At 64.2% G+C, this 26905-nt stretch carries 17 protein-coding genes, 1 tRNA gene and 1 riboswitch; of the genes, 6 read left to right on the forward strand and 12 right to left on the reverse strand.

The window, feature by feature from the left end:
• Nucleotides 1–377: 377 nt before the first annotated feature.
• Nucleotides 378–2285, reverse strand: a complete 1908-nt coding sequence (locus H2509_RS18875; protein WP_182168021.1) for a putative bifunctional diguanylate cyclase/phosphodiesterase — start codon at nucleotides 2283–2285, stop codon at nucleotides 378–380.
• A gap of 317 nt (nucleotides 2286–2602) precedes the next feature.
• Complete coding sequence (gene apaG, locus H2509_RS18880) at nucleotides 2603–2995, reverse strand: Co2+/Mg2+ efflux protein ApaG (RefSeq protein WP_182168022.1); 393 nt, start codon at nucleotides 2993–2995, stop codon at nucleotides 2603–2605.
• Nucleotides 2996–3471: 476 nt separating this feature from the next.
• Here apaG and H2509_RS18885 point away from each other — a divergent pair, with 476 nt between their 5' ends.
• Nucleotides 3472–4080 carry a CDP-alcohol phosphatidyltransferase family protein gene (locus H2509_RS18885; RefSeq protein WP_182168023.1) on the forward strand — a complete coding sequence of 203 codons (609 nt, stop codon included), beginning with the start codon at nucleotides 3472–3474 and terminating at the stop codon, nucleotides 4078–4080.
• A gap of 48 nt (nucleotides 4081–4128) precedes the next feature.
• Here H2509_RS18885 and H2509_RS18890 read toward each other — a convergent pair whose 3' ends face one another.
• Nucleotides 4129–5331: an O-succinylhomoserine sulfhydrylase gene (locus H2509_RS18890; protein ID WP_182168024.1), complete on the reverse strand. Its 1203-nt coding sequence runs from the start codon at nucleotides 5329–5331 to the stop codon at nucleotides 4129–4131.
• A 43-nt stretch (nucleotides 5332–5374) separates the two neighbouring features.
• Nucleotides 5375–5454: riboswitch (SAM riboswitch) on the reverse strand.
• Between the two features lie 238 nt (nucleotides 5455–5692).
• Between H2509_RS18890 and H2509_RS18895 the strand changes: the two genes are divergently transcribed.
• Entirely contained in the window at nucleotides 5693–7687 is a 1995-nt protein-coding gene (locus H2509_RS18895) for a bifunctional 2',3'-cyclic-nucleotide 2'-phosphodiesterase/3'-nucleotidase (protein ID WP_182168025.1), read from the forward strand.
• Nucleotides 7688–7728: 41 nt separating this feature from the next.
• Here the strand turns inward: H2509_RS18895 and H2509_RS18900 are convergent, their stop codons facing one another.
• The 3 genes from H2509_RS18900 to H2509_RS18910 form a co-directional block, all read right to left on the reverse strand.
• Nucleotides 7729–9816: a PAS-domain containing protein gene (locus H2509_RS18900; RefSeq protein ID WP_182168026.1), complete on the reverse strand. Its 2088-nt coding sequence runs from the start codon at nucleotides 9814–9816 to the stop codon at nucleotides 7729–7731.
• Between the two features lie 180 nt (nucleotides 9817–9996).
• Nucleotides 9997–12255: a CHASE2 domain-containing protein gene (locus H2509_RS18905; RefSeq protein ID WP_182168027.1), complete on the reverse strand. Its 2259-nt coding sequence runs from the start codon at nucleotides 12253–12255 to the stop codon at nucleotides 9997–9999.
• Nucleotides 12256–12350: 95 nt separating this feature from the next.
• On the reverse strand, nucleotides 12351–13424 hold the full coding sequence (locus tag H2509_RS18910) for a FecR family protein (RefSeq protein WP_182168028.1): 1074 nt from the start codon (nucleotides 13422–13424) through the stop codon (nucleotides 12351–12353).
• Nucleotides 13425–13908: 484 nt separating this feature from the next.
• Here H2509_RS18910 and H2509_RS18915 point away from each other — a divergent pair, with 484 nt between their 5' ends.
• Together H2509_RS18915 and H2509_RS18920 are read left to right on the forward strand one after the other, a co-directional pair.
• Nucleotides 13909–15003 carry a 2'-deoxycytidine 5'-triphosphate deaminase gene (locus tag H2509_RS18915; RefSeq protein WP_182168029.1) on the forward strand — a complete coding sequence of 365 codons (1095 nt, stop codon included), beginning with the start codon at nucleotides 13909–13911 and terminating at the stop codon, nucleotides 15001–15003.
• Between the two features lie 116 nt (nucleotides 15004–15119).
• Nucleotides 15120–15193, forward strand: a tRNA-Gly gene (locus H2509_RS18920).
• Here H2509_RS18920 and H2509_RS18925 read toward each other — a convergent pair.
• Entirely contained in the window at nucleotides 15159–17126 is a 1968-nt protein-coding gene (locus tag H2509_RS18925; protein ID WP_182168030.1) for a glycosyltransferase family 2 protein, read from the reverse strand. The two genes, H2509_RS18920 and H2509_RS18925, sit on opposite strands and share 35 nt — an antisense overlap.
• Nucleotides 17127–17315: 189 nt before the next feature.
• Here H2509_RS18925 and H2509_RS18930 point away from each other — a divergent pair, with 189 nt between their 5' ends.
• Both H2509_RS18930 and H2509_RS18935 read left to right on the forward strand, forming a co-directional pair.
• Nucleotides 17316–18074 carry a transporter substrate-binding domain-containing protein gene (locus H2509_RS18930; RefSeq protein ID WP_209002062.1) on the forward strand — a complete coding sequence of 253 codons (759 nt, stop codon included), beginning with the start codon at nucleotides 17316–17318 and terminating at the stop codon, nucleotides 18072–18074.
• A gap of 22 nt (nucleotides 18075–18096) precedes the next feature.
• Nucleotides 18097–18741 carry an alpha/beta family hydrolase gene (locus tag H2509_RS18935; RefSeq protein ID WP_182168032.1) on the forward strand — a complete coding sequence of 215 codons (645 nt, stop codon included), beginning with the start codon at nucleotides 18097–18099 and terminating at the stop codon, nucleotides 18739–18741.
• A 6-nt stretch (nucleotides 18742–18747) separates the two neighbouring features.
• Here the strand turns inward: H2509_RS18935 and H2509_RS18940 are convergent, their stop codons facing one another.
• The 5 genes from H2509_RS18940 to H2509_RS18960 all read right to left on the reverse strand — a co-directional run bounded on the left by H2509_RS18940 (nucleotide 18748) and on the right by H2509_RS18960 (nucleotide 26883).
• Nucleotides 18748–22143, reverse strand: coding sequence for an efflux RND transporter permease subunit (locus tag H2509_RS18940; protein WP_182168033.1), 3396 nt, complete (start codon nucleotides 22141–22143; stop codon nucleotides 18748–18750).
• Between the two features lie 4 nt (nucleotides 22144–22147).
• Nucleotides 22148–23542 (reverse strand): efflux RND transporter periplasmic adaptor subunit, encoded by a 1395-nt coding sequence (locus H2509_RS18945; protein WP_182168034.1) that lies wholly within the window; start codon nucleotides 23540–23542, stop codon nucleotides 22148–22150.
• A 184-nt stretch (nucleotides 23543–23726) separates the two neighbouring features.
• Nucleotides 23727–24749: an Hsp33 family molecular chaperone gene (locus tag H2509_RS18950; protein WP_182168035.1), complete on the reverse strand. Its 1023-nt coding sequence runs from the start codon at nucleotides 24747–24749 to the stop codon at nucleotides 23727–23729.
• Complete coding sequence (argF, locus tag H2509_RS18955) at nucleotides 24746–25687, reverse strand: ornithine carbamoyltransferase (RefSeq protein WP_182168036.1); 942 nt, start codon at nucleotides 25685–25687, stop codon at nucleotides 24746–24748. The genes H2509_RS18950 and argF overlap by 4 nt, the downstream gene beginning before the upstream one ends.
• Nucleotides 25684–26883 (reverse strand): aspartate aminotransferase family protein, encoded by a 1200-nt coding sequence (locus tag H2509_RS18960; protein WP_182168037.1) that lies wholly within the window; start codon nucleotides 26881–26883, stop codon nucleotides 25684–25686. Before H2509_RS18960 ends, argF begins: the two co-directional genes overlap by 4 nt.
• Between the last annotated feature and the right edge of the window lie 22 nt (nucleotides 26884–26905).

Raw genomic sequence — 26905 nt, forward strand, 5'->3', positions numbered from 1 at the left:
GACGACGAAATGTGCCGGCGCCGCATGGATACGCGGGTCGAGCCCGCGTATGACGAACCGAGGGGTTAAGGCTGAGAGGCTACCCACTCTGTCGTGCTTGCTTGCACCAACGCCCACATACTCTTTCATGCCCGGTTCGACCGGTCATCCAGTAAACGCCGATGCTTGAGATTTAGCCGCCAACGCATGCGTTTACTGGTTCCCCGCCTGCGCGGGGATGACACCTGAGTGTGGGGCAAGGACTGCTCAGCACTCTGTCATGCCCACGAAGGTGGGCATCCAGTAAACGCCGATGCTTGAGATTTAACAGCTAAATCAGCCGTTTACTGGATCCACGGTCAAGTCGGGGATGACGGCGGAGGGTGGGGTGGACCGCCCTACCCGACCAGCACGTCGCATTCGGCGGCGCCGGCGCGCGCGGCCTCTGCCCATTCGACCGGCCTGCCGATAAAATACCCCTGTGCATGGGTCACGCCGAGATGGCGCAGCATGGCCAGCGTCTCGCCATCTTCGACGAATTCGGCGATCACCTCGATGCCGAGCTTCCTGGCGACCGCGACGATGCCGGCAACGATGGTCCGCTGCACTTCGTCGCGAACGATGTCGCCGATGATTGCGCCGTCGATCTTCATGCAGTCGATCTTGAACTGTTTCAGATAGGCGAAGGAGGACAGGCCGGTGCCGAAATCGTCGAGGATGACGCCGCAGCCGCGCTCCCGCAGTGCTTTCAGGAGCGCCTGCGCCGTGTCCATGCAGCGAACCGCCGCCGTTTCCGTGATCTCGAAGGATAGATGGCGCGCGAGATGCGGGACGGCGTCGAGCCTGGCGATGAGATAGTCCTTGAAGTCCGCATCTCCGATCGACTGGCCGGAAAGGTTGACGGTCAGACGCCTGGCCGGCTCCGCGGCATCGTGCGCGGTCTGGAGACGGCGCAGCACGTTGCAGATCACCCAGCGATCGACCTTGGGCATCAGGCCGTAGCGTTCGGCCGCCTGGATGAGCGGCGCGGGCGCGAGCATGTCGCCGTCGCAGGAGGCAACACGCAGCAGAACCTCGTGATGGAGCCGACCGCTGCCGTCGATCGCCTCGATCGGCATGACGAAGAGGCGCAGGCGATCCCCTTCCAGCGCGTCCTGGATGGCATGCAGGTTGCCGAGATCCTCGTGGCAGGCCTCCATCGCCGCATTGTCGGAGCGATAGACGACGACCCGGCCTCCACCCGCCTGTTTGGCGACGCGGCAGGCCTGATCGGCCCGGCGCAGGAAATCGTCAGCCGGCGACGGTCCGGCGACAGGCTCGCTCTCGTCGAGCAAAAAGATCCCGACCCTGCAGCTGACGCCATAGCTTTCTTCGTCCCAGACGAAACGCGAGGCCTGAAGGCCCTCCACGATCCGCCGGCCGGCCGCCAACGCGCCATCGGCCGCGGCTCCGGCCATCAGCACGGCGAATTCATCGCCGCCAAGCCGCCCGGCAACCGCAAGGCCGTCCCTTTCGAAGGACTTCAGCAAACCGGCTACATGCCGCAACAGGCTATCGCCCGCCGCGTGGCCGGCAAGGTCGTTGACGAGCCGGAAATTGTCGAGATTGACGACCAGCAGCGCACAGGTATCGCCCTTCGCCGCAACCGTCTGCGCAAGAAGTTCCAGAAATGCCTGGCGGCCGAGCACGCCGGTCAGTTCATCGGCCCGACGAAGCGGGAGACGGGTATCCGCCTCCCGCCTCTCGCCTGCATCAACAGCATAGTAGATCACGCCAGCGATTTTGCCTTTTGTGGTTGTCAGGGGCTCCAGTGCAATATCAAGGAGGGCTTCGCGCCCATCCTTCAGGACAGCCCGAAGGATGTCGCGCGAGGCACGGCCGGAAAGGGCTTCGCGAAAAGAGAAAGACAGACGCTCGAACAGGTTCGCGCCGACCACCTCGGCCAGGCACAGGCCGGTCAGGGCGTCGCGTCTGCTGCCGTGAAAATCGGCGAATGCGGCGTTTGCCGAAAGAATTGCGCCATTTCGTCCGCAGGTGGCGACCATCGCCGGCAAGGCATCGAGGATCGTCTCGCCGGCAAGGGTTACTCCGTTCGATCCGGGCCATTGATAAGCCGCAAGGCATCCCTGGCGGCGCCCCCACGGCTGCCGCCCGTCCGCCGACCATGCCGGACAGGCAGCCTGCGAAGCGAGGCCACAAGGCAACGCCGGCACCAGGGTGGACGAGGCACCCGTGTTTCGGCTGCTCGCGAGCAATCCTCCGGCAGGATAGCGGTCCGGCAGGCCGACGCCCTTTTCAGAATCCATCCCGGACATCATCATGACGAATTCCTCAAACCGAACCGAAGACAACAATTCACGAACGGCCATTTGCAAGGCCGCACCGCTTGAAAACACGCAGTGACCCATTGCGTTGCTTGAGTTTTCCAACTCAAGATCCGCATTTTTTATATTTTCCGGTAAAACTGCCAGAAAGCTCCGGCGAGACTTATTTTAAGTCCGGATAATATTTAATAACAAAACAAATACACAAAATTCAATTCGTAATTGCCCTCATATCAAACATAGATGGGCACGAACACTATCCGTATTGAGACTTATCTTAGGTAATTTTTAAGACTATCTCAGTTGAGAACCCGGGGAGTACCCGGTTTGTCGAGCGAGAAGGCAGGAATGGCCACGTGGAAGATTTCCCCGTTGGGCGCCTGCATCTGGTAGGAACCGGACATGATGCCGGACGTCGTGGTCAGCGGGCATCCGGACGTATATTCGTAGCGTTCACCCGGCGCGATCAGCGGTTCCTCGCCCACCACGCCTATGCCACGCACTTCGTTGACCCGGCCGAAAGCGTCGGTGATCTTCCAGTAGCGACTTCTCAGCTGTACCGCTTCCTTGCCCAGATTGACGATCTCGACCGAATAGGCCCAGAAAAAATGGTCGTCGTCCGGGTCGGATTCTTCCGCCATGTAGTGCGGCACGACGGTTACCTGGATATTGCGCGTGACGGCCCTGTACATGCGTAACCCCACCCTTCAGTGGATCAATCCGGGCCGCGGACGCTACAACCGCGATCGCCGTCATGACTACTTATTCCAAATTTGGTACAATCCAAAGCTGCGCCATCTCGGCACAGTACGCAAACTTCTCTTTCGCCTTTTGCGCGTTTTTTCACCGAACTTGGCAAATCGATGCCCGGTTATATTGTCAGTTTTTCCAATTTAACTGTAACTGCATCTTTCAATCGTACCGGTCAGGCACAGCAGGAGCCTCGCGACCAGGGTCAAGGCCGGCACCGCGAGAGGGCCGCCGCTTCCGGCCGGGCCGAATGGTGGCGGAATAGCCCTTCTCCCTTGCCGGCAGGATAGATCACGCCTTGGCATTGGCCGCAAGTATGGTCAATTGCTCATGCTGCCACACTTCCCGTTGCGTGATTTGCCAAGCGCGGAGAATTCGGCCAAGAGCATCGAAACAGCAGGATGGATGATCACGCCACATGTTCGACGCAGCACTTCGCAGGGTGATCGACCCGCCCCTGGACACGATGGGGCGCCGGGTTGCCGCAGCCGGTATCACCGCCGACCAGATTACAGTCGCCGGGTTCATGTGCGGAGTTGCGGCGGCGGCGGCAATTGCCTTCGGCGCGATGGCTTTCGCCGCGCTTCTGATCGTCCTCAACCGGCTGGCCGACGGGCTTGACGGCGCGGTGGCGCGGGCGACGCAGAAAACCGACCTTGGCGGCTATCTCGATATCGTGCTGGATTTCTTCTTCTACGGCGCGGTGCCCTTCGCCTTCGCGATCCACGATCCGGCAGCCAACGGCTATGCCGCCGCAGCGCTGCTGCTTGCCTTCTACATGAACGGCGCGACCTTCCTCGGCTTTGCCGTCATGGCGGAAAAGCGCGGGATGAAGACCGACATCCAGGGCGCGAAGTCGCTCTACTATCTGGGCGGACTGGCGGAAGGCGCCGAGACGATCGCCGTGTTCCTGGCCATGTGCGTCTTTTCGGAAAGCTTTGCCGCGATCGCCTGGGCGTTCGCGGCAATCTGCGTCGTCTCCGCCTGCGCCCGGCTGATCCTGGTCACCGGCATGCTCAGGCGATAAAAGGCGGATGCGGGCCGGCCCCGTATCACAGGGCCGGCACTTTCGGTATCACGCGGCCCTGGCGAGCGCGTTCGTCAGGTCGCGAAGCAGGTCCCCGGCATCCTCAAGGCCGACGGAAAGCCGCAGCAGGCCGTCGGAAATGCCGAGTTCCGCGCGCGCTTCCTCTCCGATCGACTGGTGCGTCGTCGTTGCCGGATGGGTGATCAGGCTCTTGGCGTCGCCCAGATTGTTGGACAGCTTGACGATCCTGAGCGCGTTGAGCACCGCGAAGGCAGCCTGCTTGCCGCCCTTCACCTCAAGGGCGATCAGGGTGGAGCCGGCTCCCATCTGGCGCCTGGCAACCTCCGCCTGCGGGTGGTCCGCACGTCCCGGATAGATCAGCCGCGAGACCGCCGGGTGGCCGGCCAGTTCATCGGCGAGCATCGCCGCCGTCGCGGTCTGACGCTCGACGCGCAGCGGCAGCGTTTCCAGCCCCTTCAGGAGCACCCAGGCATTGAAGGGGCTCATATGCGGCCCGGTATGCTTGACGAAAGGCATCACCTCGTCGGCGATCCACTTTTCATCCGACAGCACGACGCCGCCAAGGCAGCGCCCCTGCCCGTCGATATGCTTGGTGGCGGAATAGACGACCACGTCGGCACCAAGCTTCAGCGGCGACTGCCAGAGCGGGGTTGCGAAGACATTGTCGACGATCAGCCGCGCACCAACCGAGCGGGAAATCTCGGCAAGAGCGGCGATATCGATCACTTCCAGCGTCGGGTTCGTCGGGCTTTCGAGGAAAAGGGCGGTCGTGTTCGGCCTGACCGCCTTGCGCCACTGGTCGAGATCGGCGCCATCGACAAGGGTCGTCTCGACGCCGAAGCGCGGCAGCAGGGTTTCGACGATATAGCGGCAGGAGCCGAACAGCGCCTTGGCGGCAACGACGTGATCGCCGGCCTTGCAGGCGGCCATCAGCGCCAGGTTCACGGCCGCCATGCCGCTTGCCGTCGCGCGGGCGGCTTCCGCGCCTTCAAGCGCGCACATGCGCGCCTCGAACATCGCCGTGGTCGGGTTGGCGTAGCGCGAATAGACGAAGCCCGGCGCCTCACCGTTGAAGCGTGCCTCGGCCGCCTCCGCGGTGTCGTAGACGAAGCCCTGGGTCAGATACATGGCCTCCGACGTCTCGCCGAATTGCGAACGCGTCACGCCGCCATGCACCAGCCGGGTCGCCGGCTTCCAGTCGTTGCCGGCCAGATCGATATCCTTCGTCATATTCCTGTCTCCAAATGCAAAAAACCCCGGCCGTCGGCCAGGGTTCGCACGAAACCCGGCCTTTTTAGCAAGTTGTTTAACGTGGCTGCAAGCCGGCCGGCTCAAATCACCACGGACCGCGCCTGTCATACGCCAAGGGTGGCGGGCCGTCAACGCCGGCATGGGAACCGCCTTGCGCGCGATAGTAGACGCGCGAACCGGTTTCGGGCGCAAATCACGTGGAAATTGATCGGCCGCCGCTCAATTGATGCTTTCCTGTCATCGAGGCTGGATTAGCCTCACTTCATACCAGCCGCGCAAAGCGCCACCGGCAAGAAGCGCCGCCGCGACATAACAGCCCCTATCTGGCAGAGGGACCGTCATGCGCTCGATTTTCGAACCCAAGCTTTCCCGCCGCGATATCCTGAGAGCCTCGGCAGCCGCCAGCGCGCTCGCGGCCCTCCATCCCTTTTCCGCCTTCGCCAGCGCCAACCAGGCGCATCTGCGGCTGATGGAAACGACGGACCTGCATGTCCACGTACTGCCCTACGACTATTACGGCGACAAGCCGTCCGACGCGGTCGGCCTTGCCCGCACTGCCAGCATTATCAAGGAAATCCGGGCGGAGGCGACCAATTCCATCCTGATCGACAACGGCGACTTCCTGCAGGGCAACCCGATGGGCGACTACATCGCCTACGAGCGCGGCATGAAGGAGGGCGACATCCACCCGATCGTCGCGGCGATGAACACACTCGGCTACGAAGTGACGACGGCCGGCAACCACGAATTCAACTACGGCCTCGACTTCCTGATGAAGACGGTTGCGGGCGCCAATTTCCCGCTCGTGTGCGCCAATGTCGCCAAGGGCACGCTCACCTCCAGCCCGCTTTCCGACAGCCTGCTTTCCGACAGCCTGCTCTTCAAGCCCTACGTCCTGATCGACCGCATGATCAAGGACGGCGCCGGCCAGGAACACGCGATCCGCATCGGCTTCATCGGCTTCGTGCCGCCGCAGATCATGAACTGGGACCGCCGCCATCTGGAAGGCAAGGTCAACACCCGCGACATCGTGGAAACCGCGAAGGCTTACGTGCCGCAGATGCGGGAGGCCGGCGCCGACATCATCATCGCCCTCTCCCATTCCGGCATCGGCGAGGCCAACCATACCGACGGCATGGAAAACGCCTCCGTGCCGCTGGCCGCCGTGGACGGCATCGACGCGCTGGTGACCGGCCACAGCCATCTGGTTTTCCCGGGCGAGAAATATCGCGGCTTTGCCGCAGTCGACGCCGACCTCGGCACCATCCACGGCAAGCCGGCGGTGATGGGCGGTTTCTGGGGCTCGCATCTCGGCCTGATCGACCTGCTGCTGGAACACGACGGCGGACGCTGGCACGTGGCCGGCTTCACGACCGAGGCGCGCGGCATCTATCGCCGCGAAGGGCGCGAGAACATTGCCCTGGTCGAAAGCCAGGACAGCGTCGAGACCGCCGTGAAGGCGGAGCACGAAGCGACGCTTGCCTATGTCCGCCGTCCCGTCGGCAAGACGGCGGCACCGCTGCACTCCTATTTCGCGCTGGTCGCCGACGACCCCTCGGTGCAGATCGTCAGCCAGGCGCAGACCTGGTACATCGCCGACCTGATGAAGGGCACGAAATGGGAGGGCCTGCCGATCCTCTCCGCTGCGGCTCCCTTCAAGGCGGGCGGGCGCGGCGGCCCCGACTACTACACCGACGTGAAGCCGGGCGACGTCGCGATCAAGAACGTCTCCGACCTCTACCTCTATCCCAACACGGTGCGGGCCGTGGCAATCACCGGCGCGCAAGTGGCGGAATGGCTGGAAATGTCGGCCGGCATCTTCCTGCAGGTGGAAGCGGGCAAGGCGGACCAGCCGCTCATCAACCCCGCCTTCCCGTCCTACAATTTCGACATCATCGACGGCGTCAGCTACCAGATCGACCTCACGCAGCCCGCCCGCTACGACGCCGAGGGCAATCTGGCCAACGAGGGCGCCCGCCGCATCGTCAACCTGAGCTTCAACGGGGCACCGATCGACCCGGCGCAGAGCTTCGTCGTGGTGACCAACAATTACCGCGCCAGCGGCGGCGGCAACTTCCCCGACATCAACGACAAGGTGGTGATCTACGAGGGGCCCGACACCAATCGCGACGTGCTGGTGCGCTACATCGTCGAAAAGGGAACGGTGAACCCTTCCGCCGACGGCAACTGGACCTTCAAGCCGCTTCCCGGCACCTCGCTGATCTTCGAGACCGGGCCTGGCGGCAAGGCCTATGCGGCGGATGTGAAGGGCGTGAGGATAGAACCGGCTGGCGACGGAGCGGAGGGTTTCGCACGCTACCGGATCACCCTGTGAAGGCGGGGCAAGGGTCGTCCGCCTGAGATCGGGCCGGCGGCCTATCCGGCCGCCGCGCCGAGCCTGCTGGCAGCGTCTTCATGGAAACGGAAGCCGTTGCGTCCGTCAGCCTTGACCTTGTAGAGAGCGCTGTCGGCGTTGCGCTGCAGGATATCCGGCGTGTTGCCCTGCTCCGGCCCGACCGCAAGGCCGATGCTGGCGCCGATATCGACCGCGAAACCGTCGATGATGTAGGGAGCGCCGAGCGTTTCGACGAGCCGCGCGGCAATCAGCGCCGCCGTCTCCCGCAGGTTCGTGCTGCCTTCGATCAGCAGTGCGAATTCGTCGCCGCCGATCCGAGCCACGAGATCGTCGGGGCGTACGCATCGACGCATGCGTTCCGACACCTGACGCAGAACCTCGTCGCCGACGGCGTGGCCGTGGGTGTCGTTGACCGACTTGAAATGATCGAGGTCGACGATGGCGACGCAGAGCCCGCCGCCGGTTGCCGCGATCCGGCGCAGCGCGTCGTCGACGGTCCGGGTGAACAGGGCGCGGTTGGCCAGACCCGTCAGCATGTCGTGATTGGCCGCATGGACGATCTTGGCCGCCGCCCTTTCGCGCTCGGTGACATCTTCATGCGTCCCGACCCAGCCGCCGCCCGGCATCGGCGCATGAACCGAGGAAACCACCCGCCCGCTCGCCAGCTCGAAGCGGCACCTGACCGTCTCGCCCTGCGCGAGCCTTGCATGAAGGTCGGCGACATGCGCTTCGGGATCTCCCGCAAAGTCGCCACGTTCACTTTCCAGCCGGATCAACTCCAGCAGCGTCATGCCGACCTTCGCCTCGCCCGGCGCCTTGGCGAAGACCTCCTCGTAGCGTTCGTTGAAATGGGTGAGCCGGCCCTCCGCGTCGAACACGGAAACGCCCTGATTCATGTGCGCGAGCACCACTTCCAGCTCGGCGCTCTTTTCACGCGCGCGCCGTTCGCTGCCGATCAGCGCCTTTTCGATTTCCTTTCGGATCGTCACGTCCATGTGGGAGAAGACGTAACCGCCGCCGGGAACGGGCGTGCTGCGCACCTCCATGACGAGGCCGTCCGGCCGCTCGTGTTCGTAGACATGCGGATAGGGCCGGCAGACGAAGGCGATCCGACGGGCGACCAGTTCCTCTACGAGGCCGGGGCCATATTCGCCGCGTTCCGCGTTGTAGCGAAAGATATCCGCCAGCTGCACCTCACCGTGTTCGACAAGGCCTTCCGGATATTGCATGAAGTCGCGATATTTGGAATTGGCGCTGCGCAGCACCAGGTTTTCGCAGAAATAGGCGATACCGCCCGGAAAATTCTCGAAGGCGGCCTGCAGTGTCGCCGCCTGACGCTTGACTTCGGTAATGTCGGTTCGAAAGCCGACGATGTAGCCGGACGGCGTCACGCGTTCGCGGATCTGGACGAAACGGCCATCGTCCAGCTGTTGGACGATGCTCTCGCCTTGAGGATTGTAGTGCCGGCCCATGCGATCGGCGATCCATGCTTCCCGCTCCGTCTCATCGTCGCTCGCCTCGGGATATTGGCCGTTCGCCAGCCCGTAGCGCAGGATCTCTTCGAAGGAGGTGCCGACCTTCAAGGCAGCGGAAGACGCCCGATAGAAATGGCGATAGGCGCTGTTGCATTCCAGAAGCCTGTCCTGCGGGTCGTAGACCACGAAGCCTTCAGGGATGGATTCCAGCGCTTCGCGCAGGATTTCCTTCGCCGACTTGCGCTCGCTGATGTCGTGATGGATGGAGACGTAGCGCATTGCGCCCGCCCCCTTTTCGGGTGGCCGGCCGTCATCGAGGACCGGCACGATCGTCGCGTCGACCCAGTAGAGACAGCCGTCCTTGGTGCGATTGCAGATCTCGCCGCGCCAGGTTTCGCCGTTCGCCAGGCATGACCAGATATCGGCAAAGAACGACGGTTCGTGGTAGCCGGAGTGCAGAATGCGGTGATCCTTGCCGATCAGCTCATCGAGCCGATAGCCGGTCATCGTGCAAAAGGCATTGGTGGCGTGGAGTATCCGGCCCTGATCGTCCGTGATGGACATGACTGCCCGGCCGGCCAGCGCCGCGGCGTAGCTTGCAAGGATCTCCCCGTTCGGCCAGCCCTGGTCCATCTACCTTCTTCGCTCTGCCCCGAGCCAGACCCGGCGCATTCCCTGCCATCATTCGATCCAGGCATCGCGGGCTTGTGAAAATTACGCAGCGTAATGCTACGTAAGTACATTGCCCAAGAATATCGACGAAAGTGTAAAATTTGGGTTTCAGGGCCGGGGAGGCCCTAGGGTCAGGACCCATTAATCGCCCTCCGCCCGCCCGGCCGAGGCTCGCAACCGTTCTTCCACCGGGAACCGGGCGATCTTCGGCACGGGGGCTTCGTGGAAATCGTCCTCTCGCTCGGTAATGCGGTCGTAGAAGCTGCCCAGCGGGGCATCCATGCCCTGCGCCAGTTCCTTGCAGGCGGCGATCAACGCCTCGACTTCACGCTCCTCCACTTCATTTTCCAGAGCCGTCATCAGCCGGTCATGAGCATCGCGCAGCTCCACGAATTGCCGGCTTTGCGCAAGGATCTCGTCGCCGACGAGAATGAAGGTCGGCACGGTCTGGGCCTTCCCCTTTACGTGGATGGTGCCGGCGCTGAGGATTGCGAGCGTTTCAGCACCTGCTGCGGTCGTGCCGGACAGGACAATATCGAAGGCAATGTATTTGCTGGCCGTCTCCACCCGGGAGGCGATGTTGACGGTATCGCCGACGGCCGAATAGTCGAAGCGGCTTTCAGACCCCATATTGCCGACGCAGGCCATGCCGGTATTGATGCCGAAGCCGACGGATATCGCCGGAAGCTCCCGTCCCCAGCCTGTCGCCGCCCTTCCCTCGTCGCCCGCATTGAAGCGGCCCACGGCCCTGCGCATGGCGAGCGCGGCGCGGCAGGCATGCAGGGCATGATCCGGCATGAGGAGCGGTGCATTCCAGAAAGCCATGATGCAGTCGCCGATGAATTTGTCGATGGTTCCCTCCTCCGCGATGATCTGGCGGCTCAGGCTGCTCAGCAGGGCGTTGAGAAACTGCACGACCTCCACCGGAGTGAGCCTTTCGCTCAAGGTGGTGAAATCGCGGATATCGCCGAAAAGAACGGTTACCTCCCGCGTTTCGCCGCCCAGCGCCAGCGTCTCGGGATGCATCTCGATCTGCTCCAGCACCGCCGGCGCGACATATTGCGTGAAGGCCCGCCGGATCTGCCGCTTCTGCCGGTCGGCAATGAAATAGCGGAACGTCGTCATCGCCAGGTAGACGAAGAGGCCGCCGCTCGCCGGAAAGGTGGGATCGAACAGCAGCCCGTAACGCGCATAGGCAAGCCAGGTACCCACGGCAAGCCCGGCCGCCAGCACGCCACCGGTCAGGAAGGAAATCAGCGGACCGGTCGCCAGCGACATGCCGACGACGAAACATGCCACGAAGATGAAGCCGAAGAGTTCCAGGCCGTCGACCCAGTCGCTGCGATAGACGTAGGTGTTCGTCAGCACCTGCTCCAGCAGCTGGGCATGGATGGAAACGCCCGGAACGTTTTCGCCCACCGACGTTGCACGAATATCGTGCAGCCCGATCGCCGACGTGCCGATCAGGACGATATGGCCCGCGACCTTCTCTACTGTCTGAGGGTCGATGGCATCGCTCAATATGGCGGAAGCCGAGATATAGCGTTCCTTGTTCTCCCGGCTGTAGCGCATCCAAAGCGCGCCGTCGGCGGTCGTCGGGATGTCGATATCGCCGACGCGGATCGCCTGCACGATGACACCCTCGTCGTCGATGGCATGGACGACAAGGGTCGACACGCCCATGGCGACGCGCAGCGCCTCGATGGCCAGCCCCGGATAGAGCGCGTTGCCGTCCGACCAGACGAGCGGCACCTTGCGGACGACCGAGACGGACTCCGTCGGCGACAGGCTGATGCTGCCGAGCCCGATTGCAGCGTCGTCCAGCGGTGCAAGGTTCCGTGCCGCCCCCAGCATGCGGGCGACCGCGGTGAAAGGAGGAGCGCCCGTGTAGGCAAAGCCCGCCTTGACCCGCGGCAGGCTGCCCTGCCCTTCCGAGACCTGCGCGAAACCGAGCACCGCCGGGACCTGAGACAAGGCGTCGGCAAATATCGCATCGTTGTTGGTGACCTCGCCGGCGAGCTTTGCTAGCTGCTCCTGATCGAGGTACTGGGCAAGGGCCGGATCGCCGACCAGCCGCGACGGCGACAGACGGTCAGGCTCGGCAAACAGCATATCGAACGCGATCGCCGCCGCGCCCATTTCGCCCAGCCTCAACGTCAATTCGGCCATAAGCGAGCGCGGCCACGGCCACTGGCCGAATTTTCTCAAAGAGGCTTCGTCCACATCGATGATGCGGACGGGCGTTTCCTGGAAGGGGCGGGGCGACAGGCGCTGGAACTGGTCGAAGGCGGTTTCGCGCATCGTGCGCACGAAATAGGGATCGGCGACGCGGACGCCGGCAAGGGCAATGATGCAGGCAAGGCCGAACAGCATGGCCAGCACCGCCGGTCGGCTGATCACGTCTCCCCCTTTCCCTCCTCAATCCGCCGGACTGCCACCGGCGTCTCCTAGGTCATGAACTCATACCATTCCCACCAGATTTATGAGTCCATGACCTAACGTCCAAAGCCGCCGCCTCCACCGTCGCGATCGCGTCCGAAACCGCCGAAACCGCCGCCTCCGCCACCGAAGGCGCCCCCAAATCCGCTTCGGTCATCGCCGTTACGGCCAACACTGAAGCCGCCGGTGCCGTCCGAGCCAAGGCCGCGGAACTCCACGGATGCCCCGAAGCCGCCCGTCGCCTCGCCGTCGCCCGGCCGCGTGGTCGTCACGTTCGCTGTGGGCCCGGAGCCGCCGCCGAAGCTGAGCGTGCCCTGTGTTTGGCCGCCGCGCGGCCCCGTTACCGTCACGACGATCGACGGACGCGTCACGCCGGGAGGCGGTTCGGGCGGCGGAGGCGCAGGTTCCACGGCTATCGGGGCAGCCGCGGCATTGCGCACGCGCTCGATCTGCTGGCGCTGCCGCTCGGGCGGCGGTTGCAAGAGATCGCAGCCACGCAAGGATACGCGGAAGTCACGGCGCAACGGCTGTTGCGAGGCGATATAGGGGAAATTCGCCCGTAGCGCTCTGGCACGAAGCTCCCGGTCCTGGATGGAACGGACGTTCTGCCTGGGTGCGGCCTGCACCATGGTGCAGCGTCCGTTCAGCACCTTGCAGCCGCCGCCATTGCGACCGCATACGGTGGCCTCGCCGCTGAAGAGCACGACCTCCGTCATGCCGCTGCGCTGGACGGTGAAGTCGAACTCCGTACCGCGCACGCCGATCGTCGCCGTCGGCGTGGTGATCTTGTAGGCCTGTTTGCGGCTCTTGCCCGTGATCATGCGGAAGGATCCGCCGAGAGCGCGGATCGAGAAGCTGTTGGCGCGATTGCTCGACCTCAGCAGATAGCTCTCGATGACAAGCGAGGAACGGGGTCCGACGACGAGCTTCGTTTCGTCGCTGAACAGCAATTGCACCAGCCCTCGCGCATCTGTCGTGATGCGATCGCCCTGCGTGACCGCTGTGCCGCTGACGATCACAACCTTCACGCGGGAATTCGAGAGCTCGGCATCGGGTTGGGCGTCAACCGCCTTGCCGGCGACCGGCGCGGCGGACACCATGCCCGCGGCAAGTACGCCCCATGCGAACATGCCGCAGGCCAGAGCTGACAGACGCAGTCCTGGAAAGACGGTAAACACAACGCTCCCCCTATACGAATACGTGGCTTGTGGGCGGCCTCGACGACAACGCGGCAAAAAAGGCGGCCGCGTCGCGGGGAGAAAGAACCTTACATGCAATTTATATGATTTGAAACTAAATTTGATTAATACACGTTAACGATTGAATCACGTCGCTATTCATAAAAATAAAACATCAAAAAACACACGGAAATTACATATAGCTTGCCTAAACAAAATGCATATTCCTCTTAGGCATGTTTGCTCGCATGCCAATTGCACCCACATGCCGGGAGGTTTCATTTGACGGAACCTGAAATGCAGCGTTGTAGAGGCGCCACGCCGGCCTGCGCCGATGCGTTGAAAGACCGCCGCGCGGGGCCGGTTGCGCTTTCCCTCGTTTCGCCATTGCGCTAAGAGACCAAAATCGAAGGATATGACGGATCGGGCGGCACGAATGACAGAAGCGGCGGAAGGGATCTTGCCGGCTCAGGCCTTGCGGGCGATGTTCGCGAATGGAACGATTGCCGCGCCGCGGCCGACCGACCCGGACCAGATCCAGCCGGCAAGCCTCGACCTCAGGCTCGGCAGCGTTGCCTACCGCGTCCGCGCGTCCTTCCTGCCCGGCCCCGGTTCCACGGTGGAAACGAAGCTTGCGCGGCTGAAGCTGCACGAGATCGATCTTTCCAGAGGCGCCGTGCTGGAAACCGGCTGCGTCTACATCGTGCCCCTGCTGGAGAGCCTCGAACTCCCGTCCGGGCTTTCGGCTACGACCAATCCAAAGAGCTCGACCGGCCGGCTTGACGTCTTTACCCGCGTGATCGTGGACGGCGGCCGTGCTTTCGACAGCGTGCCGGACGGTTACCGCGGCCCGCTCTACGCCGAAATCAGCCCCCGCACCTTCCCCGTCCTGGTGCGCGAAGGCTCGCGCCTGTCGCAGATCCGCTTCCGAAGCGGCGAGCCGCTGGTCAGCGACGAGGATCTGGGCGCCGTTCATGCAGCCGAGCAATTGGTGTTCGGCGGCGAGGAACTGATCGGCGGCGGCGTGCAGCTGACGATCGACCTTGGGGGAAGCGGCGAAGGCAGCCTGATCGGCTACCGCGCCAAGCGCCACACCGGGGTCATCGACGTCGACAAGAAGGCAGCCCAGGATCCGCGCGATTTCTGGGAGCCGATCTACAATCACGGCGACGCGGCGCTGATCCTCGACCCGAACGAGTTCTATATCCTCGTCTCGCGCGAAGCGGTGCATGTGCCGCCGCTGTTTGCCGCCGAGATGGTGCCCTTCGATCCGCTGGTCGGCGAGTTCCGCGTCCATTATGCCGGCTTTTTCGATCCCGGCTTCGGCAACATGGGCGCCGGCGGCAAGGGCTCGCGCGCCGTGCTGGAAGTCCGCTCGCACGAAGTACCCTTCATCGTGGAGCACGGACAGACCGTCGGCCGCCTCGTCTACGAACGCATGGCCGAACGCCCGGAGCGCCTCTACGGAGAAGGCATCGGCTCCAACTACCAGGGCCAGGCGTTGAAGCTTTCCAAGCATTTCCGCCTGTGATGCGGAGTTTCGGGACCACCGAAGGAATTCGGTCCGTTCCTCCAATGCTTTCCGTTGCAGCGGCCAGCGTTGCCGCTTGACAGAATGCCCCGACGCCGCCGATATAAATGCCGCAGGCGGGTGTAGCTCAATGGTAGAGCAGAAGCTTCCCAAGCTTACGACGAGGGTTCGATTCCCTTCACCCGCTCCAGCTCTTCAATCCTTCCGAGACCAGCAGGCCGATCCGCGAGCCCATGCGGCGTCTTGCGCCAGTGATGCGGCCGCAGGACGAGATCGATCACCGCCGAATAAAAGGCAAAGCTCTGCAGCAGCCAGTACAGCGGAATGCCGGCAATATCGCGCAATCCCACCGCTATTCCCCTGCATCGTCCGCCTGAAATCATGCTACAGGCGGTGCCCGCGTAGCTGAGCAACAGGCTCGCGACGACCATCACCAATATGCATGTGCCAACGAAAGTCCCGGCCAGCGGCAAGGGCAGCAGCCCCGAAAAATGCAGGGCGACCAGGGCGATAAAAAAGGGATGCACCGTCAGTGTCAGCGTGATGCAGCCGAAATAGGTGAGAATGACCGCCAGATCCGCCCTCGGCAATTCTTCGGCGAGCGCCGTGGGGTCGCGAAACGCAACAAGGAGGGTTTGAAGCCATCCCTTAAGCCAACGGCTTCTCTGGCTATGCCAGATCCGCCAGGTCATGGGCGCTTCCTCGAATGTGGAACTGTCGACCATCGAAAGGCGGTAGCCATGCCGGACCAGCCTGATGCCGAGATCGGCATCCTCCGTCGTGTTGAAAGGGTCCCAGCCTCCGACGCGCTCCAGGGCTTCGCGGCGAAAATGATTGGACGTTCCGCCGAGCGGCAGCGGCCATCCCCGGGCGCTGAGCCAGGGCAGCAGGCGATCGAACAAAGCCGCATATTCCAGAGCGAACTGCCGGACGAAAAAGCGGTCGTCGACGTGATCGATGGTCAGGTGCGCCTGCAGCGCCGCCACCTGGCGAGGAAGGAGTGCAAAGCACTCGGCCGCCAACCGCAACTGATCGCGTTCCGGCCGATCCTCGCCGTCGAAAATCGTGATCAGGTCGCCTCGCGCCTCGACAAGCCCGTAGGCGAGTGCCCTGGGCTTGGTCTTGGGCCAGCCTTCCGGGACAATCACGACCCGCATTCCCGGCCGAAGAACATCCGCGACCGCCCGGCGCGTCTCGATGTCGTGTTCTTCCAGCAGAAACAGAATTTCAAGCTTTGCAGCAGGATAGTCCAGCTGCCCGAGCGCATCGACGAGTGTGGGAACGACCTTGCTTTCCTTGTGCAGCGGCACGAGCACCGAATAGGCCGGGTAATCCGCCTCCCCGAGCCGGAGTTCCGGGCTGTGGGTCAAACCCGGCGAGAAGGCCGAAAGCGTCCGGACCGTGCTGAGCAGCAGACTGCAGATCGTGGTCGCGAGAGAGGCGAGCAGCGCTCCGACCTCCAGCGGCAGGATTACTCCGATGGCGGTCGTCAGGAAGATTATGCCGAAGAACCAGCCCTGTTCCGGCGTCATCCGGCTTCGCGCGGAATGGGCCGGCTTGCGGACCGAAAGGCGAAGCGCCGGGTCCCCTTGCTCGATAGCTTCCGCAATCGCACCGGGGCTCGCGATCCTCAGCCGCGGCAGCATTTCGGGATAGCGCTCCAGGTAGCGGTAAAATTCCGGCAGCGCTTCCGGCGGAGGCGCGACGACGACGCATTCCTTGCCGGCATGATCGCGAAAAAGCGGCTTCGGGCCCCTGTCGCACGGCCTTTCGCCACGGCAGATATCGACCGGCAGCAAGGAAAACGCCCCGCGCGGCAGAAACGGCAAGCCGCAAAGTTCTGCAATCGCGCTGTAGTAGGCCTCCTCCGTAACATGCCCCTCGTCCAGCAGGAGGCGTCCGACGGGAATGCCCTGCAGGACCGCGGTCGATGTGAGGCCCATTGCAACCGTGGCGTTCAGGCCCCGTTGGCGCAGGATTTCGATTTCGGAAACCTGGACGATCTGAGGATTGTCGTCCTTGGCCTCCGTCCAGGGTTCCGGCCAACCGCCAAGCGTCGCGCGCCACCCGACCTTCTGTGCTAATGTCGCTCCCGTACGCGGGAGCAATTGATCAAGATGCATGCGCCTCGCCCCCCGGCTGGCGCGGCGGCCAGCCAACCCGAAACGGATGCTTGGACACCGGCAAAAATGCGATTCAAGGCAAGTAACTTGGTAAAAAAGACAGCTAAGCAACTCGCATATTATGCAACCATGACGATAATAACAACACTACTGGTTGTAAATTCTTCGTATGGTCAGCCCGCCGACGGAATGCCCGTCCCGCCGAATTTCTGGGATCCGCGGGCAACGGCGGAAAACGCCGGCGTGACGCCGGAAGCGATCCAGTTCCTGGCGACCGACGACTTTCCGCCCTTCGCATTCCGCGACTCCACCGGACGGCTCACCGGCTTCAACATCGACCTTGCCCGGGCGGTCTGCGAGGAACTGAAAATAGCCTGCTCGCTGAGGGTAAAGTCCTTCGACGCGCTTATTCCCGCCCTGATGCGCGAGGAGGGCGACGCGATCATCGCCGGCCTGAGACCGACGGAAGCCAATCTCAAGACGCTGCGCTTTTCCGACGACTATCTGGGCCTGCCTGCCCGCTTCGTGGCGGGCCGCGGCGCCAGGATCGATGCGACGCCGGAAGGCCTCGACGGCCAGGCCATCTCCGTTGTCGGCGGCACGTTGCACGAAGCGTTCCTGAAGCGCTTCTTTCCGCGCTCGCAGCTCGTCGTCTTCGAAACGACAGAGGAAGCGCGCGATGCGGTCAGGACCGGCGCCGTGACCGCCCATTTCGGCGATGCGCTTTCCCTTTCCTTCTGGCTGAACGGCGAGCTTTCCGCCGATTGCTGCGCCTTTGCCGGCGGCCCCTGGCTGGAGCCCGGCTATTTCGACCGCGGACTTGCCGTCGCCTTCCGGGCCGATGACGAATTGCGCCAGCAGGCGCTCGATTACGCCTTGCGCCGCCTGCAGCAGAAAGGCACCTATTCGGAGCTTTACCTGCGCTACTTCCCGATCAGTTACTACTGACCATCCAGGACGACTTCCCAAAATGACCGACTTTCTCTGGACGCGGCCCGACGGCGAGGCCGCCGGCACGCTGCTTCTCGCCCATGGCGCGGGTGCTGCAATGGATTCAAGCTTCATGAACCGCTTCGCAGAAGCGGCGGCACTTGCCGGGATAGCCGTCGCCCGCTTCGAATTCGCCTACATGGCGGCACGCCGCACGGGCGGGCCGAAGGCGCCGCCGCCACGCGCCGACAAGCTGGTCGGCGAATATCAGCGCGCCGTTCAAGCGCTGACGGAGCAGGCGGAAGGACCGGTCTTCGTCGGCGGCAAGTCCATGGGCGGGCGCGTGGCGGCCATGTTCTGCGGATCGGCCTCCCTGCCGCGACGCGTCCGCGGTCTCGTCTGCCTCGGCTACCCGTTCCACCCGACGGGCAAGCCCGACCAATGGCGGCTGGAACCGCTCGAAAAGTGCCGGCAACCTGCGCTCGTCCTGCAAGGCGACCGCGACCCTTTCGGCAACAGAATGGAGGTGGAGGAGCAAACCCTGCCCTCCCGCATCGAATTCGTCTGGCTGGAAGACGGCAATCACGACTTCGGGCCGCGCGGCAGCTCGCCGGCGACATGGGACGGCAACCTGAAACGGGCAGCCGAAGCCGCCGCAGGCTTCTGTGTCCGGCACAGGGGGTGACGGCGACTATTCGGCCGGCGTGATGTCGCGCGCGGACGAAGGCTCGTCCGGATCATCCCGGTCGATGAAGATCAGCCGGGCGATGTCCGAGCCGATCCCCATGAGGGCGGGCACCAGCACCAGCACCAGGATCGTCGCGGAAGCAAGGCCGAAAACGATGGTGATCGCCATCGGCATCAGGAACTGGGCCTGCAGGCTCTTCTCGAAGAGCAGCGGCAGCAACCCGCCGATGGTGGTCAGGGACGTCAAAAGCACTGCGCGAAGGCGATCCTGCGAGGCTCCGACCACTGCCTCGGCGATGCTGTCGCCTTCCTTCAGCCGCTCGTCGGCACGCGAGACCAGGATGATGGAATCGTTGACCAGGATGCCGGCGAGGCCCAGCAGGCCGATCAGGCTCAGCACGGTGAGCTGGAAGCCGAGCAGGTAGTGGCCGACGATGGCGCCGACGATCCCGAAGGGGATGATCGACATCACCACCAGCGGCCGGCTGTAGCTGGCGAAGATCGCCGCCAGGATGATGTAGATCGCCGCCAGCGCCGCCAGCGTCCCCACCTTCAGATCGGCGAAGGCTTCCTGGCGCTCTTCCTCGCGGCCGGAAAAGGCGAAATCGATGCCGTATTTGCCGGCGATCGCCTGAAGCTTGCCGGCGGTCAGATCTTCCAGGATCTCGATATTGGAGGTGACTTCGTAATCGACGTCGGCCGTCACGCTCACCGTCGTCTTGCCGTCGCGCCGCTGGATCGCGGCAAAGCCCTGGCGATCCTCCAGCGTGACGATCTCGCTGAACGGCACGAACTCGCCGTTCGGCGCCCTGAGCGACAGGTTGCGCAGCATCGAGGCGCCGCTTTCCTCAACCGTCTGGCGCACGCGGATGGTGATTTCCTCGTCATTTCGGGTGAATTTGCGCGGGATCGCGCCTTCGAAGGCATTGCGGATCTGGCGCGCCGCACCTTCGACCGTGAACCCGAGGGCACGACCGCGCGGCGTCAGTTCCATCACCAGTTCCGGCTTGCCGAAGGCCAGGTCGTCGGCCACCCCCGACACGCCCGGATACCCCGTCAAAAGCTCCTGCAATTCAAGCGACGCCGCCTTCAGGTCCTCCGGCGTCCCGTTCTGCAGGCGGATATCGAGATCGCGGCCGGGAGGCCCGCCGCGCCGCTCGTAGATCGCGATCCGGCTGATGCCGGGAATGCGCGGCAGGTTGGCCCGCCAGGCGCGCAGGATCTCGGCCGTGCGCACGCTGCGCCGTTCGGACGCGGCAAGTTGCACGTCGATGCCGGCGACATGGTCGCCGCGATTGAAGCCCGCCTCGCCGAGCGTGGCGAAGGAGGCGACGACGAGCTTCTCGCCGCCGTCTTTCGTCAGATCCTTCTCGACCGCCCGCAAGGTGCCTTCGATCTCGCGCAAGGCGGCGATCGCCTGCTCTTCCGGAATTCCGGGATTGAAATTGACGGTGGCGCGGATGTTCTCCGCCTCGGGAGAGGGAAAGAAGACGAAGCCGACGCGGCCGCCCCGCACCATGCCGACGGCGACGATCAGCGACGCGACGACCATGGCAAGCGTCGCATAGCGCCAGTTGAAGGCGAAGCGCACGAAGGCGCGGAACGGACGGTCGCGGAACCAGTCGAAACCGGCATCGAAGGTGCGGCGGAACCAGCCCGGCCGCTCCGCCTCGTCACGCCGCCGTGCCGCCCGGCGCATCAGCATCAGGCACGCCTCGATCATCAGCGCGAAGGCGAAGCCCATCGAGAGCAGCACAATATCGAAGCCGAGCGCGCCGAGATCGCTGCGGAAAGCGCGAGCCGGAACGGCGATCGGATCGAGAAGCGGCGGCACGGCGATATCGGGCCGCGCGGCGAGCGCGATGACGAAAAAGGCCGGTGCCGCGGCAAGCAGCAGCACCCGCCACCAGTTCCAGGCCGGGCGGCGCTCCAGCGCATGGGCAAGGTGGCCGGGCAGGACGAAGAAGCACTCGATCAGGCTAGCGGTGACGACGGCGACGACGACGAGCGGCAGCACGCCCATCACCTGGCCGATCGCGCTGCCGACCAGCAGGATCGGCAGGAAGGAGGCGATCGTCGTCAGGCTCGCGGCAACGACCGGCAGGATCATGCGTCCGGCCCCTCTTTCCGCGGCGAGGTAGGGATCGTCGCCCATGGCGTAGCGGGTGGCCGTGTGCTCGCCGACCACGATCGCGTCGTCGACGATGATGCCCAGCGTCATGATCAGCGCGAACAGCGAGATCATGTTGATCGTCTCGCCCATCACCCACATGAAGCCGATGGTCGCCATCATCGCGACGGGAATGCCGGCGACGACCCACAGCGCGATGCGGGAATTGAGGAAGGCGAACAGGATTACCGCCACCAGCACCAGACCGGACAGGCCGTTCTTCACGAGGAGAAAGATGCGGTCGTTCAACAGGTCGGCGCGCACCTCGTATTTGACGACTTCCAGACTGGCGGGCAGCTCGGGCGCGATCTCGGTCAGATAGGCGTCGAGGATCTGGTTGGTCTTCAGCGTGTCCGCGCCAGCCGAACGCTGGACATTGAGCTCCACTGCGCGCAGTCCGTCGGAAAAGCCCCGCGTCTGCCCATCCTCGAAGGATTGCACCACCGTGCCGATATCGCTGATCCTGACGCGCTCGCCGGTCGGGAAGGACTTGATCTCGATCTTCGCGACGGCCTGCGGCGACGTGGTATCGGAAAGGGCGCGGATCTGGCGCTCCACGGCGCCTTTCAGGTCGCCGGACGGAAGGTCGCGCGTGTTCTCCGCAATCTTGCCGGCCACATCGCCGACGGTGAGGTCCAGTCGCCGGAGGTCCCGCTCGGGGATCTCGACGAGGTATTCCGTGTCGCGGAAGCCTGAGAAGGAGACCTTGTCGATGCCGCGCGCGATCATCCCGTCGCGGATGCGCCGGGCGAAGGTCTTCAAGGCATCCTCCGAGAAGGGGCCGCGCAATGCCACCCGCGCCACGCTGTCGAACCAGGTGGAGACGGAAACGACCGGCACTTCCGCGTCCTCCGGCAGCGTGGTGATTGCCGAAATCGCCTGATCGACATCGGAAAGCGCCTTCTGCATGTCGGCGCCCTCGACGAAATCGAGCTGGATCGAGGCCGATCCCTCGCGGGCATAGGAGGTGATCTCGTCGATATTGTCGATGAAGCGCAGCTCCGGCTCCACGAGCTGCAGCACGTTCTTCTCCACATCCTGCGAACTCGCGCCGGGCCAGGCGACGGTGACGCGGATGCGGTCGGTGACGATCTGGGGGAAGAATTCCGTATTCAGCTTGGCAAGCGCGAAGGCGCCGCAGAGGATCATCAGCGCCATGACCAGATTGGCGGCGTTCGGATGACGGATGAACTGCCCGATCAGCCCGACAGGCGTGAAGGCATGCCGCATGGCCTCAGCCTCCCGCCCCGGCAGCCTCGCGCCGCTGCGCCTCCAGCGCCTCGGCCGCGTCCATGACCTTGATGCCTTCGCCTGCTTCCGCAAGGCGCGTCGCCATCACGATATCGCCCGTCTTCAGGTCGCCGGAGACGATGATGTGGCCGTCGTCAAAAGCGAGCACCCTGACATCCCGTTTCATGGTGCGCCCCTCCTCGATAACGAAGACATGGTCGCCGCCGAACAGGGCCGCCTCGGGAATGCGCGCGGCACTCCGATAGGTGCGGTCAGCCAGATGCAGCTCGACGAAGGCGCCGGGCCGCAGGGGCGTCTGGCCGGGGACCATTTTTACCCTGGCATAGACGTCGACGCCGCCGCGCTCCACCGCGACCTCCGCGCCGACGCGAACGATCTCAGCCTCGTAGATCACCGGCTCGCCGCCGATATACCATTGCACTTCGACCGGGCGGCCGATCACCGCGCCTTCGCCGGCAAGGATGCGCCCGTATTGACTGTCAGACAGGGTCAGCCGCACTTCGAGGTCATTGCGGTCATAGAGAACGGCGACAACGTCATTGACATTGACGAGGCGCCCGATTTCGGCGGCCTGTGCACGAACGATCGCGTCGAACGGCGCTTTCAAAACGGTGTCGGCAAGATTGCGTTCGGCCTCCGACAGGCGCCATTGCTGACGCTCGATCACCGCCCGCTGCTGGGTGACGCGGGCCTCGGCCACGGCGAGGGCATTGCCGCGCTGGTCTACGGCCTGCGCGCGCTGCGAGACGAGAAGGTCGCGTTCCTCGACCGTGCGTTCCGTGACGGCTCCCGATTTCAGCAGGGACTTCGCGCGCTCAAGATCGCGGGAGGCGAAAGCCAGTTGCTCGCGCGCCCGTGCAAGATTGTCCCGTTCCGCCGCTACCTCGCCCTGGAATTCGACAAGCCGCGCCTTGGCTTCCGCCAGGTTGGCGCGCGCTTCGAGCAACGCTCCCTCATAGGCGAACGCATCGATGCGAACCAGTTCGGCCCCCTTGTCAACCGTTCCGCCGGCCTTGAGGCTGTCGTTGACGGCGATCACCTCACCGCCGACCAGGGCCCGCAGGTCGACCGCCCGCCCGGCGACGACCTCGCCGTAAAGACGCAGCATCGGCGCATGATCGCCGACCTCGACGCGCGCCTTCTCGACCACATAGACGGTTTCGCGCGGCGGTCGAACCGGCACTTCGGGCTTGCTGAGGATGAGGGCGCGCATGCCCTGATAGGCGCCGAAAAGGATCGCCGCCACGATGACCGTCTGCAGGGCAGCCTTGAAGACCAGCACGCCGCGGCCGGTCAGGCGCGCGTCGCCCGCCCGCCGCCGCAACGGCGAAAGGGAGCGCCCGTTCTCCTCGCGCGCCTCTTCGAGCGATTTCAGCATTCGTCTTCGATCCTCTTGCCGCATGCCTGATTATACAGGCATTTTCGCGCGGAACGGACATGGGCCGGCAGCGCATGCCGCGCATCGGTTCAGTCAAGGATTTAAAGACGCATGGTAAGACCGCCCGCAACAGCTTTCGTGTAACAAAGTGTCGCGGGCGGGAAAGCTTCGCAAAGCCGCCCCGTTACGGGGCCTGCTCGTCCTTCTTGGCGGCCAGGATCGCTTCCGCCTTGAAATCATAGCGCGAATTGCAGAAGTGGCAGGTCACGTCGATGCCGCCGTCCTCGACGGTCATGTCGTTGATTTCCTCGACCGTGAAGCCCTTCAGCATGGACTCGATACGATCGCGCGAGCACCGGCAGCGATCCTCGATCGCCTGCGCCGGGAAGATGCGCACGCCGCGTTCGTGGAAAAGGCGGAACAGTACCTTCTCGACCGAAAGCTCCGGATCGATCAGTTCGTCGTCGCGCAAGGTTTCCACCAGGGTGCGGGCCTCGACCCAGGCGTCGTCTTCCTCGAAATGATGCTCGGCCGCGTGTTCCGGCGCATCGCCCGGATGAAGGTCGGGCTTGCGCATGCGCTCCGGCGCCTCGGGCAGGAACTGGGCGAGCACGCCGCCCGCGCGCCAGCGATGGCGCGGCCGCTCGCCTTCCTGCCGGTCGAGGATCTCGCCGACGGCGAGGCGCACCACGGTCGGGATCTGCTCGGACTGGTCGAAATAGCGATGCGCCACTTCCTCAAGGCCGATCCCGTCCAAAGCGACGATGCCCTGGTAGCGCTGCATATGCGACCCCTGGTCGACGGTCATCGCCAGATGACCGCGCCCCAGCAGGCTCGCCGCATCGGTCCGCCCTTCCGCCTCGGACGCGGCGACGGCGTCCGCATCGAATTGCGCGCAGGCGCGGATCGCGTCCGGCGTCTCGAAATCCACCACCAGCATCGATACCGGGCCGTCGCTCTGTGTCTGCAACGTGAAGCGGCCGTTGAATTTCAGCGACGTGCCAAGCAGCGCGACGAGCGTCACCGCTTCAGCCAGAAGCCTCGATACGGCAACGGGATAGTCGTGCCGGTCGAGTATCCGGTCGAGCATCGGCCCGAGATAGACCGCGCGCCCGCGCACGTCGAGAGGCTCGACGGCGTAGGGCAGCACGGCATCGTTTCCAGCGAGCGCGATACCGCGCTCCCGCAGTTCCTGTTCAATCTTCATGAGGTCGGTAACGCGTCAAAACACCAGGCCAGGATGCCCTTTTGGGCATGCAGGCGATTTTCTGCTTCATCGAAGACGACCGACTGCGGGCCGTCCATGACGTCGGAAGTCACCTCCTCGCCGCGATGGGCGGGAAGGCAGTGCATGAATACAGCGTTCCGGTCCGCTTGCGCCATAAGGCGGCTGTTGACCTGGTAAGGCTTCAAGAGATTGTGACGGCGCCCCTCGTCCTCGTCGCCCATCGACACCCAGCAGTCGGTGACGACGCAATCCACGCCCTTCACCGCCTCGAACGGGTCGTCCGTCAGCACGATTTCGGCGCCGCCGCGGCGCGCCTGGTCGATCAGCGCCGCGGGAGGTGCGAGCTCCGAAGGCGTCGCGATGTTCAGCGCGAAGTCGAGTTTCGCAGCCGCGTGCACCCAGGAGGCCAGCACGTTGTTGCTGTCGCCCGTCCAGGCGACCGTGCGCCCGGAGATCGGCCCCTTGTGCTCCTCGAAGGTCAGCACGTCGGCCATGATCTGGCAGGGATGGGTGCGCTTGGTCAGGCCATTGATCACCGGAACGGTGGCATTCTCGGCCAGTTCCCTCAGCGCGTCGTGATCAAGGATGCGGATCATGATCGCATCGACATATCGCGACAGCACGCGCGCGGTGTCGGCAATGGTCTCGCCACGGCCGAGCTGCATTTCCGCGCCCGTCAGCATCAATGTCTCGCCGCCAAGCTCGCGCATGCCGACGTCGAAGGAGATGCGCGTGCGCGTCGACGGCTGCTCGAAGACCATGGCCAGCACCTTGCCGGCCAGAAGCCCCTCGCCGCGGCGGACGCGGATTTCTCCGCGCCCTTCCTTGATCGTGCGGCTGCCGTTGAGGATCGACCGGATCTCGGCGGTTTCGATTTCGGGCAGATCGAGAAAATGCTTTGGCTTCCTGGCGGTCATTCGGCCGCTCCCTTGTCGAGCTTCGCCTCGACCGCAGCGGCCGCCTTTTCGACCCTCGCGACGGCTTCGCCGATCTCTTCCTCACTGATGATGAGCGGCGGCATGATCCGCAGCACGTTTTCGCCGGCGGCGACCGACAGCAACCCGTTCGCCCGCATTTCGGCAAGCACCTCGGCGCTCGGCACCCGGCAGCGCAGGCCGAGCATCAGCCCGGTGCCGCGGATCTCCTCGAAGACGCGCGGATGCTGGTCGACGACCGCCGCAAGGCGCTGCTTCAGCAGGAGGCCCTTGCGCTGCACGCTTTCCAGGAAACCCTCGGAAAGCACGACGTCCAGCACGGCATTGCCCACGGCCATGGCGAGCGGATTGCCGCCATAGGTCGATCCATGCGTGCCCGGAACCATGCCCGCAGCCGCTTCTTCCGTCGCAAGGCAGGCGCCGAAGGGGAAGCCGCCGCCGATGCCCTTGGCGATCGCCATGATGTCCGGCGTGATCCCCGCCCATTCATGGGCGAAGAACCTGCCGGTACGGCCAACGCCGCTCTGCACCTCGTCGAGGACGAGCAGGAGGCCGTTCCGGTCGCAGATTTCGCGAAGGGCGCGCAACGTCTCGGTCGGCAGCGGACGAATGCCGCCCTCGCCCTGCACCGGCTCCACGAGAATGCCGGCGGTTTCCGGCCCGATCGCGGCCTTCACGGCATCGAGATCGCCAAACGGCACCTGGTCGAAACCGGGCATCTTCGGGCCGAAGCCCTCCAGATACTTCTCCTGGCCGCCGGCGGCGATCGTCGCCAGCGTCCGTCCGTGGAAAGCGCCTTCGAAGGTGATCAGGCGGTAGCGCTCACCCTCCCCCTTGTCATGGAAATAGCGGCGCGCCGTCTTGATCGCCGCCTCCAGCGCCTCGGCGCCGGAATTGGTGAAGAACACGCGGTCGGCGAAAGTCGCCTCGATCAGGCGCCTGCCGAGCTTTTCCTGCTCCGGGATCGTGTAGATGTTGGAGACGTGCCACAACTTCTCGGCCTGCGCCTTCAGCGCCTCGACGAGATGCGGATGGGAATGGCCGAGCGAATTGACGGCGACACCCGAGGCGCAATCGAGGAATCGTCGCCCGTCCACGGTCACCAGCCAGACACCTTCACCGCGCTCGAACGAAAGTTCGGAGCGTGCATAGGTCTTGTAGAGCGGAGACGTCGACATCGTATCCTCGCTTGGGTCCTTC

This window comes from Stappia albiluteola (assembly GCF_014050225.1).
Lineage (GTDB): Bacteria > Pseudomonadota > Alphaproteobacteria > Rhizobiales > Stappiaceae > Hongsoonwoonella > Hongsoonwoonella albiluteola.

Coding starts and splice junctions, on each gene's coding strand:
- H2509_RS18875 (WP_182168021.1), bottom strand. CDS start 2,285: ATGGATTCTGAAAAGGGCGTCGGCCTGCCGGACCGCTATCCTGCCGGA.
- apaG (WP_182168022.1), bottom strand. CDS start 2,995: ATGTACAGGGCCGTCACGCGCAATATCCAGGTAACCGTCGTGCCGCAC.
- H2509_RS18885 (WP_182168023.1), top strand. CDS start 3,472: ATGTTCGACGCAGCACTTCGCAGGGTGATCGACCCGCCCCTGGACACG.
- H2509_RS18890 (WP_182168024.1), bottom strand. CDS start 5,331: ATGACGAAGGATATCGATCTGGCCGGCAACGACTGGAAGCCGGCGACC.
- H2509_RS18895 (WP_182168025.1), top strand. CDS start 5,693: ATGCGCTCGATTTTCGAACCCAAGCTTTCCCGCCGCGATATCCTGAGA.
- H2509_RS18900 (WP_182168026.1), bottom strand. CDS start 9,816: ATGGACCAGGGCTGGCCGAACGGGGAGATCCTTGCAAGCTACGCCGCG.
- H2509_RS18910 (WP_182168028.1), bottom strand. CDS start 13,424: ATGTTCGCATGGGGCGTACTTGCCGCGGGCATGGTGTCCGCCGCGCCG.
- H2509_RS18915 (WP_182168029.1), top strand. CDS start 13,909: ATGACAGAAGCGGCGGAAGGGATCTTGCCGGCTCAGGCCTTGCGGGCG.
- H2509_RS18925 (WP_182168030.1), bottom strand. CDS start 17,126: ATGCATCTTGATCAATTGCTCCCGCGTACGGGAGCGACATTAGCACAG.
- H2509_RS18930 (WP_209002062.1), top strand. CDS start 17,316: ATGCCCGTCCCGCCGAATTTCTGGGATCCGCGGGCAACGGCGGAAAAC.
- H2509_RS18935 (WP_182168032.1), top strand. CDS start 18,097: ATGACCGACTTTCTCTGGACGCGGCCCGACGGCGAGGCCGCCGGCACG.
- H2509_RS18940 (WP_182168033.1), bottom strand. CDS start 22,143: ATGCGGCATGCCTTCACGCCTGTCGGGCTGATCGGGCAGTTCATCCGT.
- H2509_RS18945 (WP_182168034.1), bottom strand. CDS start 23,542: ATGCTGAAATCGCTCGAAGAGGCGCGCGAGGAGAACGGGCGCTCCCTT.
- H2509_RS18950 (WP_182168035.1), bottom strand. CDS start 24,749: ATGAAGATTGAACAGGAACTGCGGGAGCGCGGTATCGCGCTCGCTGGA.
- argF (WP_182168036.1), bottom strand. CDS start 25,687: ATGACCGCCAGGAAGCCAAAGCATTTTCTCGATCTGCCCGAAATCGAA.
- H2509_RS18960 (WP_182168037.1), bottom strand. CDS start 26,883: ATGTCGACGTCTCCGCTCTACAAGACCTATGCACGCTCCGAACTTTCG.